At 52.1% G+C, this 14,399-nt stretch carries 9 protein-coding genes and 1 pseudogene; 1 reads left to right on the top strand and 9 read right to left on the bottom strand.

What is annotated here, in order from left to right:
• Nucleotides 1-22: 22 nt before the first annotated feature.
• From mukB to cmoM, 4 genes are read right to left on the bottom strand one after another with little or no spacing between them, the layout of a single operon-like run.
• Entirely contained in the window at nt 23-4,474 is a 4,452-nt protein-coding gene (gene mukB / locus N8M53_RS07045; protein WP_269578262.1) for a chromosome partition protein MukB, read from the bottom strand.
• Complete coding sequence (gene mukE / locus N8M53_RS07050) at nt 4,471-5,202, bottom strand: chromosome partition protein MukE (RefSeq protein ID WP_269578263.1); 732 nt, start codon at nt 5,200-5,202, stop codon at nt 4,471-4,473. Before mukE ends, mukB begins: the two co-directional genes overlap by 4 nt.
• Nucleotides 5,183-6,547 carry a chromosome partition protein MukF gene (mukF, locus tag N8M53_RS07055; RefSeq protein ID WP_269578264.1) on the bottom strand — a complete coding sequence of 455 codons (1,365 nt, stop codon included), beginning with the start codon at nt 6,545-6,547 and terminating at the stop codon, nt 5,183-5,185. Before mukF ends, mukE begins: the two co-directional genes overlap by 20 nt.
• Nucleotides 6,544-7,353: a tRNA uridine 5-oxyacetic acid(34) methyltransferase CmoM gene (gene cmoM / locus N8M53_RS07060; protein WP_269578265.1), complete on the bottom strand. Its 810-nt coding sequence runs from the start codon at nt 7,351-7,353 to the stop codon at nt 6,544-6,546. The genes mukF and cmoM overlap by 4 nt, the downstream gene beginning before the upstream one ends.
• Nucleotides 7,354-7,468: 115 nt before the next feature.
• Here cmoM and elyC point away from each other — a divergent pair, with 115 nt between their 5' ends.
• Nucleotides 7,469-8,242: an envelope biogenesis factor ElyC gene (elyC, locus tag N8M53_RS07065; RefSeq protein ID WP_269578266.1), complete on the top strand. Its 774-nt coding sequence runs from the start codon at nt 7,469-7,471 to the stop codon at nt 8,240-8,242.
• Between the two features lie 83 nt (nt 8,243-8,325).
• Here elyC and kdsB read toward each other — a convergent pair whose 3' ends face one another.
• From kdsB to N8M53_RS07090, 5 genes and pseudogenes are all read right to left on the bottom strand, one after another.
• Nucleotides 8,326-9,093, bottom strand: a complete 768-nt coding sequence (gene kdsB / locus N8M53_RS07070) for a 3-deoxy-manno-octulosonate cytidylyltransferase (RefSeq protein WP_269578267.1) — start codon at nt 9,091-9,093, stop codon at nt 8,326-8,328.
• Nucleotides 9,090-9,272: a Trm112 family protein gene (locus N8M53_RS07075; RefSeq protein WP_046073143.1), complete on the bottom strand. Its 183-nt coding sequence runs from the start codon at nt 9,270-9,272 to the stop codon at nt 9,090-9,092. Before N8M53_RS07075 ends, kdsB begins: the two co-directional genes overlap by 4 nt.
• Nucleotides 9,253-10,277, bottom strand: a pseudogene (gene lpxK, locus N8M53_RS07080) (tetraacyldisaccharide 4'-kinase). Before lpxK ends, N8M53_RS07075 begins: the two are co-directional and overlap by 20 nt.
• 2 nt (nt 10,278-10,279) lie before the next feature.
• On the bottom strand, nt 10,280-12,034 hold the full coding sequence (gene msbA, locus N8M53_RS07085; RefSeq protein ID WP_269578269.1) for a lipid A ABC transporter ATP-binding protein/permease MsbA: 1,755 nt from the start codon (nt 12,032-12,034) through the stop codon (nt 10,280-10,282).
• A 43-nt stretch (nt 12,035-12,077) separates the two neighbouring features.
• A complete protein-coding gene (locus tag N8M53_RS07090; RefSeq protein WP_269578270.1) occupies nt 12,078-14,378 on the bottom strand; it encodes a DNA internalization-related competence protein ComEC/Rec2 in 2,301 nt (766 codons plus the stop codon).
• Between the last annotated feature and the right edge of the window lie 21 nt (nt 14,379-14,399).

Below are 14,399 nucleotides of genomic sequence, written 5' to 3' on the forward strand. Positions count from 1 at the left end.
TTATTTTCCTTGTCTCGCTCGATTAGCCCACAATAGGTTCAGCATCGAGCTCCCGACGCTTCTCTTCACCAAACCCGCGCAAGCCCACAACATGGACGTGCTCACGATCATTGAAGATTTTACGCACGAGTTTATACGTCGTCCCTTGCTCTGGGCTGATGTTTTCAGGTGCGGCAATCAACAGCTGCATATCTAAACGATGACACAACTCAAACAAGGTTGAGATCGATTTAGCATCCAAGCGCGCTGCCTCATCGAGGAAAAGTAAGCGACATGGGATCACATCTTTGCCACGCAGTCGGCGTGACTCTTCTTCCCAGCTTTGGATCACCATCAGCAAGATTGCTTGGCCGGTACCAATCGCTTCACCGGTCGACAAAGCGCCAGACTCTGCTTTCAGCCAACCATCCGTCCCTCGGTTGACTTCAATGCCCAAGTCCAGATAGTTACGATAGTCCAACAGCTCTTCACCCAAAGTCTGTGGCGCACGTTGCCCCATTTCAATGTGCGGGTTCAAACGTTGGAACAACTTCGCCATGGCTTCCGAGAAGGTAAGGTTTGGATTGCCGAACAAATCTTGGTGCTGATCAGCATGTTCAGCCAAGCCCATCAGCAACTGTGCATGGGTTTCACGAATAGACACATTCAGGCGCACGCCTTGCACTTGACCAAAGCCAACGTTCTGTAGTCCTTGGTTGAGCATACGGATCCGGTTTTGCTCGCGCTGAATGGTCTTACGAATAATGTTGGCTACCGACTCGGAGCTGATCGCCAGACGTTGTTCACGCTGCGTGAGCTCTTCAGTAAGACGGGCCAGCTCGACTTCCATTTCCTCAATCGCTTCAACCGGATCATCCGTGCGAATAATGTCGTGACGGATACGCTCGCGCAGATGCTGATACACAGCCACATAGAACAAGACTTTACGCTCAGGCCGCCCGACATCCTCCGACGCACGCAAGGCATCGCGCAAGGTTTCGTTGTCGGCAACCGCAAGGCGCAATGCCCCCAAGGACTTATCCGACAAAGAGCGGAGCTCGTCAGCTGACATGTATGCCATTTCTCGACGATGCAGTTGTTTTTCTACCCCATTGTCGCGCGCGATGCGCAGGACGCTGCACCAGCCCGCTTTGGCGTTGACCACAAACTGCCGAAGCGCTTGGTACTGCTTGAGCAGTTTACGCAATTCCTTGGTGATCGACTTGGTTTCCATGTCCAGTGACGTAATGCCACGCGAAAGTTCACTGTGACGCTGCCGGGCCTGATGCATTTGCTCGTACAAGGCATCACGACGACTTTGCGCACGCATTAAGGCATCTTCATCCGCTTGCACACCCAACTCACTGAGCTCTCGCGTAAACTCATTCAGCGTCTCTTGCTTAGACTGATGGGCACTTTTGAGAGAGGCAAGCACCTGGTGATATTGACTCGTCTGCGACTGAATTTGCTTGAGCGATTCACGTTCACGTTGGCGCACCTGTTCAGCGTCTTTGAGTTTGGCTTTTAGCTGTTCATTAAGCTCACTGCTTTGCGTCAGCATTTCAGACGCATCTTGATAAGCAAAGTGCGGACGACGCTCCGCTAAATCAGCGACTGCAAACACTTGCTGCTTGATCGCTTGTAAGGTGTTATCCGCTTCTTGGTAGGCCTGCTCTAGTTTATCAAATTGCTCAGGGTCGCTGTCGAGCGTTGCGAGGCTTGTTTCCAGTGCCGCCAAGGTTTCACCATGTTGCTGGATAAAGCCTTGTGCCTCTTTCGCCGCCTCTACGCGCTCAGTAGCCATTTGCAAGCGCGCCTCAAGGTTATCCTCTGTAAGCGCCTCGGCACAGTAGCGAAGCTTATCGAGGATTTGCAGCGCTTGCTGACACCGCGTCACCTCCGCATCGTGTTGTGCCAATGCCTGTTTGGCATCGGTTATCGCACGCTGCGTCTGCGCTCGTTTCTCGCGGCAAGCGGCTATCGCCTGCTCAGGGTCGGGCTCAAACGCCACCGTGAGGTGCTCGGCAATAAACTGACTAAAGGCTTGAGACAAGCGTTGCCATTTTTGTACATCAAAAGAAGCTTTGGCGTGATCTTCGACCAAGGCCTCCCGCTGTTCACGTAGCTGCTCAAGACGGTGTTCTCGGGCAGCACGACCAAACAGTGGCGTGGCCGGGAAACGCGAATAGCGCATTTGCCGATCATTGAGGTGTACACACACGGCACCCGACAGCTCTTGCGCATCAAACACGCTATCATCAAACGCGTCTGCGTCACCCTCAATGATGTATAAGTCATCAGGACAAGCGTCTAAATCAGTGAGTTTGTCTTTAACGCCTTTGAGATCGGGCACCACAATAGCATGCCGCGCCGGGCCATACAGTGCGCTGAAGTAAGGAGCGTCATCTAAGGTGATATCATCATAAATTTCAGAGAGTAAGGTACCACCAAGGGTGTCGGCGAGGCCTTGCAATTGCGCATCGTCGCTGCCACCTGGCTGCGCTAGTTGCTCAATCGCTTGTTCAATATCTGCTTTTTGTTTACCCAGCTGATCTTGGTGCTGCGTACGCGTGCGTACCGCCTCATGCGTCTCATGCATCGCTGCCATGACCGCTTGGCTATCCACCAAGCTTTTTTCAGTTTGGCTTTCCAGTTTGGTCAAGGCGTCATTGGCCGCAAACCAAGTCGGTGCTTTGAGCTCAAGATCTTGAATTTGTGCGTCAACCGCTTCCTGGGTCCGAGCGAGCTCACGCAGTTGCTCGGCTTGGGTGTCTTTTTCCTCTTGTAGCGCGTCGCGGCGTGCTTGCTGCATCGCCGCGGCTTGCTCGACCGCATCACTGTCAGCCAGCGGCTCGCCTGTTAACGTCTGATACTCCGACACTAACTGACTCGCGTGCTGATACTGCTCAGCCCGTTGGCTCAATTCACGCTGCTCATACTGGCGCTGCGTCAGGCTATCGGCCAGATAACGACGCTCTCTACCCTGCTCGATCCAACGCTTTGCTTCTGTTCCCGCTTCTGCGCGGGGCACGGATGGATCAAGACGGTGCAACAGCTGCAAGCCCTGTTCAAATTGATTGGCCGTTGCTGACGCCAGATCGCGTTTATGTTTGAGTGACAGTACGCGATCGGTTTGTTCAGACTCTTGCGTTTTCAACGCGTGTAACCGTGTCGTGGCCTCGTCTGCACTGAGGGTCTCATCCTCAGTGAGACGGCGGGCGGTTTCTAGCGCACTAACCGCTTGTTGATATTGCAAAGACCGCGTTTGTTGCGTGTTGAGCGCTTGTTGATAGTCGGCAAGCTGGGTCTTCAGACTATCCACTTCCTCTTCACTCTGCGCCGCACGCAATTCAGCCTCAGCAAGCTGCTCTGTGGCCTCTTCCACCACCATGATTTGCTCTTCCAGCTTTTCAGAGAGCTCTAGTAAGTCTTCTTCATAACGCTGAATCTTTTCTTGTTGGCGCATCGCTGATTGCACCAACTGCAGATGATCGGCCGCCGCTTGGTGATCTTGCTCGAGGTGATCTTGTCCGGCTTCCAGCTCGGCTAATTCTGCTCGCATGGTTTCCGCATGCTGCTGCTTTTGCTGCAACGTCTGCTGTGCAGCGTTCAGTTCCGCCCGCAATGACAGCGCTTGCTCAAGCTTACTACGACGTTCATTAGCATGGCGCATATAGTCCGAGGCAACATAATGCGTCGCTTCGGTGATCAAATGCTTAAACAAATCACGGTCGCGCTGCGTCAGCTTGATCGCCTCTAGCGTCATACGGTTTTCTTTCAGCGCCACTTCCATATCTTGGAAAGCTTTTTTCACGCCACCGTTTTGCGGTAACAGATATTCACGCAACGATTTAGTGATCGCGCTTGAAATACCGCCGTAGAGTGACGCTTCAATCAATCGATAAAACTTGCCTCTATCTTGCTGGGTACGAAGCTTTTTCGGCAGCACACCAAATTCAAACATTTGCGCGTGATAGTCAGTGACCGAATTGAAGGCTTTAAAGTGCGCAGTCTCATACTCACCCGCCGCTTCTTTCACCTCGTTAAGCTGACGGACTCGCGCTTGGCCATTGCTCAAGGTTTCCACCAACACATCGGTCGGCGCCACCGATGACGGTAAGCCTTGTAGGATAAACGGTTTGATATCGACTTTTTTGTCGCGCCCCGCTACTTGTTGAAGACGCACCCCAAACAGCATCCGCTGTTGACGCGAATTCACCACATCTAACGCGGCATAACAGGCACCAGGCTGTAATTTACCATGCAAACCCTTATCACGAGACGCGCTCGAGCTCCCCGCCTCTGTGGTATTACGGAAGTGCAACAGGGTTTGGTCAGGGATCAACGAAGTGATAAAGGCCGCCATGGTAGTCGACTTACCCGCGCCGTTCCCGCCTGATAAGGTAGTAACAAGGGAGTCAATATCAAAGGTTCGTGCAAAAAAGCCGTTCCAGTTCACCATGGTGAGTGAGTGATACTTACCGCGCTGACTCATACTGTCGGCTCCTCCGTTGTCTCTTTGTCGGCATTGTCTGCGTCTTCATCCGAGTAGTCATCAAGCAAGCTTGATTGAATATGCGCTTGGCTATGCACCACGGCTTCCCCGTCACGAATCAGACGCAACTGGGCTTCTTGTGGATCGTCCCCGGTTCTTACATCGGCACCAAAGCGGAAAGTCGCTTCACTGACGCGGAATTTGCTTCCTTCACCGATGGGTAAAATCATCCCAAGACGACGCAAGCGTCGCAGCGAGGTTTTCACTTTGTCGAAAAGCTTTTCACGATCAAGATCTGAGCCCGTTGCACGATGCGTGACCAACTTCATCAATTTTTTCTCATCCGCCAACACCAGCAGCTCATCAAAGAGCTCTTGGGTGGTAAAGATCCCCTCTTGTGCCAAGCGCTCTGGGCTCAAGTACAAAAAGCAAAGCACTTTGCCAACCAGCATATCGAGTTCAGACAACACGCTGCGCCTGATTAAGCTGGTTGAGCGAGGACGAAGATAGAAAAAGCCCTCTGGGGCGCGCACGAGTTCAGCGTTATAACGCTGGTAAAAAATATTAAGCTCTTGCTCAAATTCCATCAGCAAGGCGTGGTTATCCAGATCGTCGCTGGCAATATGGCGGCCAGCACGCAATGCACTGTCCAACGCCGGGAACAAAGGGTTAGCAATGGCTTTGGCCAGCCCTTCTGGCATTGGCTGTTCAGTATTTATCGATGACATTCGCTTGTACCTTAGCTCCGAAGTCGTTAATCGCCTGCCAATCAGGCTGAATCGCGTTGAGATCAGATTGGGAGTAGCCCATCCGAACCGCTTGGTTAATCACTAAGCGCGCGAGATCAAAATGGCGAGCTTGTGGATGCTCGGCTAAGTAATCTTTCAGAACACGACCTAAGTCGATCGCTTGTCCGGTTTCTCGATGGCGGTTGAGCATCTGTGACACTTTCTGCGAAAGGCCATCGTCAACCACACTTAATTGTTCAAACGCCACCTCTTCTGGCATCTCTCCTGTGACTTCATCGTCACGTAACACCAACGCTTCATCTCGCGTATCACGCAGTCGCTCAGCATCGGCATAGGTTAAAAACCATGACGCGTCAAAGTAGTCTGATACCGACTGACGTAAACGCTGGCTGAATGCACGGTTTTTATCCATATCAATCGCGGTGCGAATAAATTTATGCACATGGCGGTCGTATCCTATCCATAGGTCGATCGCTTGCTGTCCCCAGTTCACGATACGGTCTAGCTTCATTTGCAAGCTGTATACCATGCTATCGACGAAGTCGAGGTCATCACGGCCCCGAACCACCTCTTGGATCTCCAGCAGCTGGCTTTGAAGCTCATCCCCCGCGGCCTGAAGTGTTTCTTGCAACTCTTGCAGGGTGCTCGAGGTTTCGTTGAGCAAATATTCACAGTTGGCGATTGCGGCTTGCCAATCTTGGGTCAGTAGCGCGGCAATGTCTTCTTTGACCTGTTGCTGCTGCTCATCCATTACGCGCTGATTAAGATCGATGCGGTCAAAAATCTCGGCGACCGAGTACTTCAACACGCCATAAACATTATGGCGCCAAAAAGTGGCATCACCGTCCTGTTCAGCGGCGCGACGCGCCTTGGCGATTTCATCGGCCACCATGGATAGCTGCACTGAAAGCTTCAAGGTCGAGTACTCACGGTGACGGGCGTAATAATCCGCAATCCCCAACGCCAACGGCGTGAGACGGTAAATGCTGTCACCATCAGTCATTTCACTGGTAAACCGACTTAGCAGTCTCGCTTGTACCATTTCGTTGATGGCATTGTTGGCGCGGAAGGCAACATTGCCAAGACTGCCCCCTTCATCACTTGTAAACTGCTCGCTAACCAACCGAAAAACGTCCACGAGCTCGTGTTCACTCAATTCGTCTTCTAATCTTTCCTGGCTCATCACCGCCATCGCCAGCAAAAATGCCAAGCGCTCTGGCGGCAGGTTTAACCCCAAGCCACTTTGTTTTACCCAACTGACCAACTCAGGTACTGTCTGAGCGTCGTCTGCCCAATGCTGGGAAGACTGAGCCTGATCACTCATCCGTTGTCCTTGTTTTCATCTTGATTGCGTGGGGCATGATGTTGGCCCCAGACATGAATATATCGCCCAAGAGACACAAACGGCTCTTGGCGGCAAAGCTGCTGCTCTAATGCAATAACTTGCTCAAAGGTAAAATCACCAATATTGGTATCACGCATATAATCGTGAAAGGTGCGCACGCCTGTTTTACCTTTGAGGGTAATGTCACTGTCTTGCATCCATCGATACACGCTCTCTGGTTGCAAGCCTTTAGGTGGCTGAAGTTTAAACCGCTTGCGATGCGGCATGCCTTCCTCAACATGCGTGAGGTTACCGCACACGAGGTTCTTAAATAGCAACCCAGTTTGGTTATAGAACATCACCGATGCAATTCCGCCCGGTCGCAAGTGCTTGAGCAAGTCTTTCAACACCTGCTCTGGTTCGGCGGTCCACTCCAGTACCGCATGAAATAAAATCACATCCGGTGGATCACTCAAATGGTCGCCAATCGTCTGCACCGACGAATGAACCAGCTGATACTGCGCAAGTAAGCCCCGTTGTTCAATCTCCTGACGGGCTAAGTCGAGCATTTGCGAAGAAAGATCACATAAAGTGACCCTGTGACCACGGGCTGCCAAGTGCTGGGATATAGGGGCAACCCCACCGCCAGCATCTAAAATATGCAGTGTCTGCTCAGGCGGGAAACATTGCAGGATCTGCTCGATGTCCTGCCAAACAACCGCTTGGCGGATTTCGCCTTTGCCCGATCCATAAATGTTTTTAACAAATTTGTGGGCAATGTCGTCGAAATTTTTATCCTCAGTCACAATGGCATTCGTTATCATTGAGTGGTAGAAAGGCATATTCTGTCACAAGCCTTACGTTAATAAAGGTTTATGGCACTATTTGTGCCTCGTTTGACTATATTTCGGGCGACATTGCATGTTTGAATTAAAAAAACTTATCTCAACCTTGATAATGCCCTTGCCCGCGCTGTTGTTGTTGGGTCTTTTCGGGCTATGCCTGCTTTGGTTCTCTCAGCGTAAAAGGCTGGCATCTTTTGTTATCTTCGTTGCGTTTGCTGGGATTTTTCTCACTTCGTTTCAACCGGTCGCCTCAGGGCTCCTTCGTCCACTTGAGCGTCAATACACCGCGTTTCTCCCTACGGAAAAGCCGGTGGACTTTGTCATGGTACTGGGCAACAGTCATGTGGTAGATGACGCCATCCCCCCAACCTCTGAGCTTTCTCGTGCGGCGTTGATGCGCTTAGCAGAAGGCATCCGTATTCACCGTATGTACCCCACCTCCAAGCTGATTTTGTCAGGCTATGATCATGGTTATGAAGTCAGCCATGCGCGTATGTTGGCACGTGTCGCGATGGCATTGGGTGTCAATAAAAACAGTATCCTGTTACTTGAAACCGCCAAGGATACGTGGGAGGAAGCCTATCAAGCCGCATCGGTAGTCGGGAGTAGTAACCTGGTGCTCGTCACATCCGCAGCACACATGGATCGCGCGGTTTATGAGTTTCAAAGCGCTGGACTCGACCCCATCCCAGCTCCCACTAACTTCATGGCGCAGAAGCAAATTAAGCAACCATGGATAAAATACGGTCCACGTGCGCAATACCTCGAGCAATTCGAACGCTATTGGCACGAGCGATTGGGACAAGCGTGGCAACGGCTTCGTGACTTTATCGCTCAGCCAACTGATTAAGCTCACCAAAGCGTCAACCATCAAAAAGCCGCGATTGATTCGCGGCTTTTTTATTATTACTCACAGTAGGCATAAAACCACGTCTATATGTCGCCATCTGCGGCTAAGTAGGCGCGAACAGCGTCTAAGTCTGCTTGAGTATCGACGCCATGAGGGGGCGTCTGTGTAGCAACCGCAACATGGATCTTCTCGCCATGCCATAACACACGCAGTTGCTCCAACGATTCAATTTTTTCCAACGGGCTCGGCGTCCAGTGGATGTAACGGCTGATAAATCCTGCACGATAGCCGTAAATACCAATATGGCGCAGCAACGCCTGCGGAATGTCAGGTGATTCAGCCTCGAAATGATCGCGATCCCAAGGGATGGTGGCGCGACTAAAATACAGGGCAAACCCTTTTTGATCCGTCACGACTTTGACCACATTGGGGTTGAACACTTGCTCTTTGTCATCGATGACAACGGCCAATGTTGCCATCGGTGCTTGATCATTCTGGCTGAGGTTCTCTGCCACTTGACCAATCACCGCAGCGGGGATCAACGGTTCATCACCTTGCACATTGACGATAATATCGTCATCGGCAAAGCCATAGCGTTCAACAACCTCGGCCAAGCGCTCAGTGCCAGACTCATGGTCGGCACGTGTTAAACACACCTCACCGCCAAACGCCCGTACCGCCGTTTCAATACGCTGGTCGTCGGTGGCAACAATCACCTGACTGGCACCCGCCGCTTGGGCGCGCTCGTACACATGTTGGATCATCGGCTTACCAGCGATATCAGCCAACGGTTTACCCGGCAAGCGGCTTGAGCCAAACCGCGCCGGGATCACCACATAAAACGGGCTCATCCCTGGACCTCTTCCAATGACATATCGCGAGCTTCTGATTCAAGCAGCACGGGAATACCATCGATGATGGGGTAAGCAACACGATCAAATTTACAAACTAACTCATTGTTATCACGTTGATAATAGAGTTTTCCCTGGCATGATGGGCAGGCCACAATTTCAAGCAGGCGGTGATCCATAGCGTTCCTTTATTCTTTATTCGCGTTTGTGTGCAAACGTTCGATCTTAGTTAATACGGCCTGAGCCGCCTCGTCAGGCAGCCGCGCCTCTACCGGCAAATACCACCAGTTATCTTGGGCGATCCCTTGGTATTTTACCGCATCTTTTTCTGTCATCAGCAAATGTTGCCCCTTCTTGCTCAACCTGTCCAGCTCGTCAGCGCTGAGGGTTTGATGATCGTTAATCCCTTGGCTATGCACAGGTGTCACACCCATTTGCTGTAAGGTGTTAAAAAAGCGTGGTGGGTGGCCAATCCCTGCTACCGCCACCACTTGCGGTAGCATTGAAGCTTGACAGCGTTGTCCCGTGCGCAGGTTAACCGCCAAGCCAGCCACCAGGTGCATTCCCCATTCTTGGCCTTGTGGAGTCCCACCATTGGTGACCAACATATCGACGCTCTCAAGCCTATCGAGTGATTCGCGCAACGGCCCCAATGGCAGGTAATGACCATTACCAAACCGACGCTGACCATCAATGATCACGATTTCGATGTCTCTATCCAGCCGATAATGTTGGAGACCATCATCAGTGACCACAATATCAACACCTTCTTGAAGGACGCGCTTAACCGCCTCGCTACGGTTGGGGTCAACACAAACCGGCACCTGAGTACGACGTGCAATTAATACTGGTTCGTCTCCCGCCGTGCGCGGTGGCGTGGTTTGGCTGAGTAATAGTGGATATTGCTCGGATTTGCCGCCATACCCGCGTGACACCACCCCTGGTCGGTAGCCATGCGCTTTTAGTTGTTCTACCAACCAAATCACAAACGGGGTTTTACCGTTGCCGCCAACCATGATGTTCCCCACCACGATTACCGGTACAGGGGCTGAATAGCGCTGTATTTTGCCGCGTAAATATTGACGACGGCGATGGCGCGCAACGAGGCCAAATAACGCACTAAGCGGCCTTAATAAGGCCGACCATAGCGGGCGTTGATGACCAAACCACAGTTGCTCTAACATCCTCAGTCACCAAACTGGATACGGTGAAGTTGTGCATAAGCGCCATCACGTTCAAGTAGTGCTTGATGACTACCACGCTCGACGATCTCACCTTCGTCGACAACCAGAATCTGATCGGCATCTTCAATGGTCGACAACCGGTGTGCAATCACTAACACCGTACGGTCTTTTTGCAGCTCATCCAATGCCGCCTGAATCGCACGCTCAGACTCGGTATCCAGTGCCGACGTTGCTTCATCCAGGATCAAAACTGGCGCGTTACGTAGCAAGGCGCGCGCAATGGCCAAGCGCTGACGCTGTCCGCCTGACAAGCTCACCCCGTTTTCACCAATCATGGTGTCATAGCCATGGTCAAGCTCTCGAATAAAGTCATCAGCGTAGGCAAGCTTGGCGGCATGCTCTATTTGCTCACGGCTGTATTTATGTTCTGCGGCATACGCGATGTTATTCGCCACCGTGTCATTAAACAGGTGAACGTTTTGCGACACCACCGCGACATGCTGGCGCAAATTACCCAGCGTATAGTCCTCAATCGGTACGCCATCGAGCGTAATCACGCCACTGTCAAGTTCATAAAAACGGGTTAACAAGTTGGCAATGGTACTTTTTCCTGACCCTGAGCGTCCCACCAGCGCTAGGGTTTGACCCGCGGGCAGCTCAAAGCTGACATGGTTGAGTGCCGGTGCGTCGCGAGTGGGGTAAGTAAAGACCACATTATCGACCTGAATATCGCCATTGACCTGCTCAACCTCATGCGTCCCGGTGTCTTTCTCGGTCTCAAGCTCCATCAGGTTAAATAAGCTATGGCAAGCCGCCATCCCGCGTTGGAATTGCGAGGTGACGTTGGTCAAAGATTTAAGTGGGCGCATCAGACCAAACATGGCACCAAACACCACCGCAAAGGTACCTGCAGTTAGCTCAGAGCGGATCGCCTCGGTGTTGGCCAAAATCAACACCACCACCAATGCCATTGACGCAATTAACTGGATCACTGGGTTGGCAATCGCTTGTGCAGACACCAGCTTCATGGTCTGCTGACGCATACGGTTACTGACTTTCTCAAAACGCGTTTTTTCAACGTCTTGTCCACCGTAGCTAAGCACCACTTTGTGCCCCTTAAGCATTTGCTCGGCGGAGCTAGTCACCGACCCCATTGCATCTTGCATATTGGAAGAAATGCGACGGAAGCGCTTAGAGACGATGCGAATAGAAATCGCGACCACCGGCGCAATCACCAGAAGAATGGCGGAGAGCTGCCAGCTTGACCAAAACATCAACGCCATCAAACCGATGATGGATGCCCCTTCGCGCACCAAACTGACCAAGGCGCTACTGGTCGCTGACGCCACTTGTTCTGAGTCATACGTAATCCGAGAAAGCAGTGCCCCCGACGACTCTTGATCAAAAAAGCTGACGGGCATTTTCATAAAGTGATTGAACATCCGGCGGCGCATGGTCATCACCACATGACCCGATACCCAAGATAAGCAATAAGCGGACACAAAGCTCGACAAGCCACGTATCACCATGAGTGCGACCAAATAGACAGGCATCCATTTGAGGAAATCGCCTTTGACATCGTCATAGGTAAAGCCTTGATCAAGCAACGGCTTCAGCATTGAGAGCATCAGGGTGTCACTGGCGGCATTAATCACCAACGCAATAATGGCAACAATGAGGCCTACTTTATAGTTAGCAATGTAGGGCCATAGCTGCTTAAACGTCTGCCAGGTCGTTTTATCTTGATATTCGCTCATTAAAATCGTTTAGATGTGTTAAACAGACGGGCATTCTACTCTTTTACAAGTCTGCGTCCAAATATACTGGCCGACGTTTAAACATCTGACGATACCAATAATCGCTGCGGTCCTGCCGCCAACGTGTTAACTGCCAACCAGAGCCGACGTCCTGCCAACGCACTTGGCCATTCGCGGCCGTATCAAGCCAGGTAATACCAGCGTTTTGATAAGCCAACGTCACCGCTTGTGACGGAAGCTGCCATGGGTTGAGAAGCCCTGTTGACGCCACGCCCCAAATAGGGTCAACGGCGCGAATAAACGCTGAGGAAGACGAAGACGCACTACCATGATGGGGCACTAAGATGATGTCACTATTAAGTGCCTGTTTGTCAGTCAGAGAGGCCAACAAATCAGCCTCCCCACTCGCTTCTATATCGCCCGTGAGCAACACGCTACGCCCATCGCCAGACACCCGGATCACACAGGAGTCATCATTATCAGCACGCGACTTTTTTGCTGGCGGCCAGAGTACCGAAAAGGTAAGTCCTTGCCAGCGCCAACGCTCTCCGGCCACACAGGCTTGATACCCATCGCGACGCTCACTGGCGCGTCGCCACTGTGGTGAATAAGTAGCAGAAATAAATTCAGCGCCACCATCATGGTCACTGTCACCATGGCTAAGAATCAGGCCATCTAACTGCCTGACTTGCCGATGGGTCAGAATCGGTGCGATAACCGCCTGAGCAATGCCACCCACCTGCCAGCGGTTGCCCGTGTCATAGAGCACCGCACGGTTATTCTTACTGATCAATACAGCGAGCCCATGACCAACGTCCAACACATCAATTTGCCAGTTGACCGGATTGGGTTCTCGCCAAGCCACTACCGCCGCGACAAGGACCAGCATTACCGCTTTTAAACGATGCCAGCGCCACCCGTAGAGACCCCAAACGAGCACCATCGCCGATATTGCCCAGCCTGCCGAGGTAACTGGGGCGGGTAACCAGGTGTCAGCAGCCTGATCAGCCAGCGCCATAACAGGTTGAAGGCTGGCATTTGCCCCGCCCCACACCCAATCCGCGACACGGGAGAGCGATAAACTCTCACTCAGTAGGCCGACAAAAACCAGGGGTACGGTCACCATGCCTACCCAAGGGACCGCCACAAGGTTAATGGGCGTGGCGGCAGCGCTGATCCCTGCAAACAACCCCAACTGCAAAGGGAGCATCCCCACTAATAGAATCAGTTGAATACCAATAAGCTGCTTGATTGGACGAAGCCAAGGCCTTGTGTGTTTTCGACCACCAGAAGCGACGTGAGTCAGCGAGTAATGCGCGATGCATAAGGCCCCCACGGCGGCAAATGAGAGCCAAAAACTCACCGAGAAACCAGCAAAAGGATCGCGGAGCAATACCAATAGCAAAGTTAACTGCAGCAAATTGAGCAGGGAAATTCGGGCACCCAAGCGTTTAGTGATCGAGACCAGCATCAATGCAATGAGCGCGCGCTGAGTGGGCAGTGCAAACCCGGCTAATGCCGCATAGAGCGACGCCACCCCAACCGCAACGTACAACGGCAACCATAAAAACAGGCGTCGCTCAGGGAGAAAGACGCGCGCCCAGCGACCGATTTGCCACCCTATCCCGTAAGCCAAACCGATATGCAATCCTGAAATGGCCATCAAATGCGCCAAACCACTGCGTGTCAGGGTGTCCCAGTCCGCTGGAGTTAGCCACTCACGCTCACCAAGGCTCAATGCCAAAAGGTGCGGACCAAAGGCAAGCGGCGACAAAACTGGGCTGAGTTTATCAAGCAACTGCTGACGCCAACTCACCTGCTCGGTCAAACGGGTCGCCTGTTTCAAACGTGCCTTGGCGTGCACACGCCTTGCCACATAATACTGTTCGGCATCGAACCCTGCCTCGTTTAACCGCCCATAAGGCGGCTTAAACGTCACCAGCAATTGCCAGCGCTCGCCTTGCTTAGGGTACGGGGGAGATTGCCAATAAACACGCACTCTGGCTGAGCGAAAAGGCGGCAGTCTTGTTTGATTAATTTTATCGACGTCAAAAATAATCGCTTGCGCGCCCGTTTTCGCACTAAAAAGGGTGCCCACTGTCCCACTGATTGTAGTATCCTCTTGGTGTGAAATGACGTGGATCACGTCGGCTTGATACAAGCTTGCGGACAATACAGCCCAAGTGAGCCCTAACGCGCTCCCAGCGAGCCACCACCAACGTCTTTTCCACCCAATAAAGAAGACGATAACTGTCATGATGCAGACCCAAATTGGCGGTAACATTGGCCACCAAGGTAGCGACAGCACAGCCAGTGCGGCAGTCAGTGTAAAGGTCAGCGTCATTGCGTAATTTCCAGGTAATGT

The organism is Salinivibrio kushneri (assembly GCF_027286325.1).
GTDB lineage: Bacteria > Pseudomonadota > Gammaproteobacteria > Enterobacterales > Vibrionaceae > Salinivibrio > Salinivibrio kushneri_A.

Coding starts and splice junctions, on each gene's coding strand:
- mukB (WP_269578262.1), bottom strand. CDS start 4,474: ATGAGTCAGCGCGGTAAGTATCACTCACTCACCATGGTGAACTGGAAC.
- mukE (WP_269578263.1), bottom strand. CDS start 5,202: ATGTCATCGATAAATACTGAACAGCCAATGCCAGAAGGGCTGGCCAAA.
- mukF (WP_269578264.1), bottom strand. CDS start 6,547: ATGAGTGATCAGGCTCAGTCTTCCCAGCATTGGGCAGACGACGCTCAG.
- elyC (WP_269578266.1), top strand. CDS start 7,469: ATGTTTGAATTAAAAAAACTTATCTCAACCTTGATAATGCCCTTGCCC.
- kdsB (WP_269578267.1), bottom strand. CDS start 9,093: ATGAGCCCGTTTTATGTGGTGATCCCGGCGCGGTTTGGCTCAAGCCGC.
- N8M53_RS07075 (WP_046073143.1), bottom strand. CDS start 9,272: ATGGATCACCGCCTGCTTGAAATTGTGGCCTGCCCATCATGCCAGGGA.
- msbA (WP_269578269.1), bottom strand. CDS start 12,034: ATGAGCGAATATCAAGATAAAACGACCTGGCAGACGTTTAAGCAGCTA.
- N8M53_RS07090 (WP_269578270.1), bottom strand. CDS start 14,378: ATGACGCTGACCTTTACACTGACTGCCGCACTGGCTGTGCTGTCGCTA.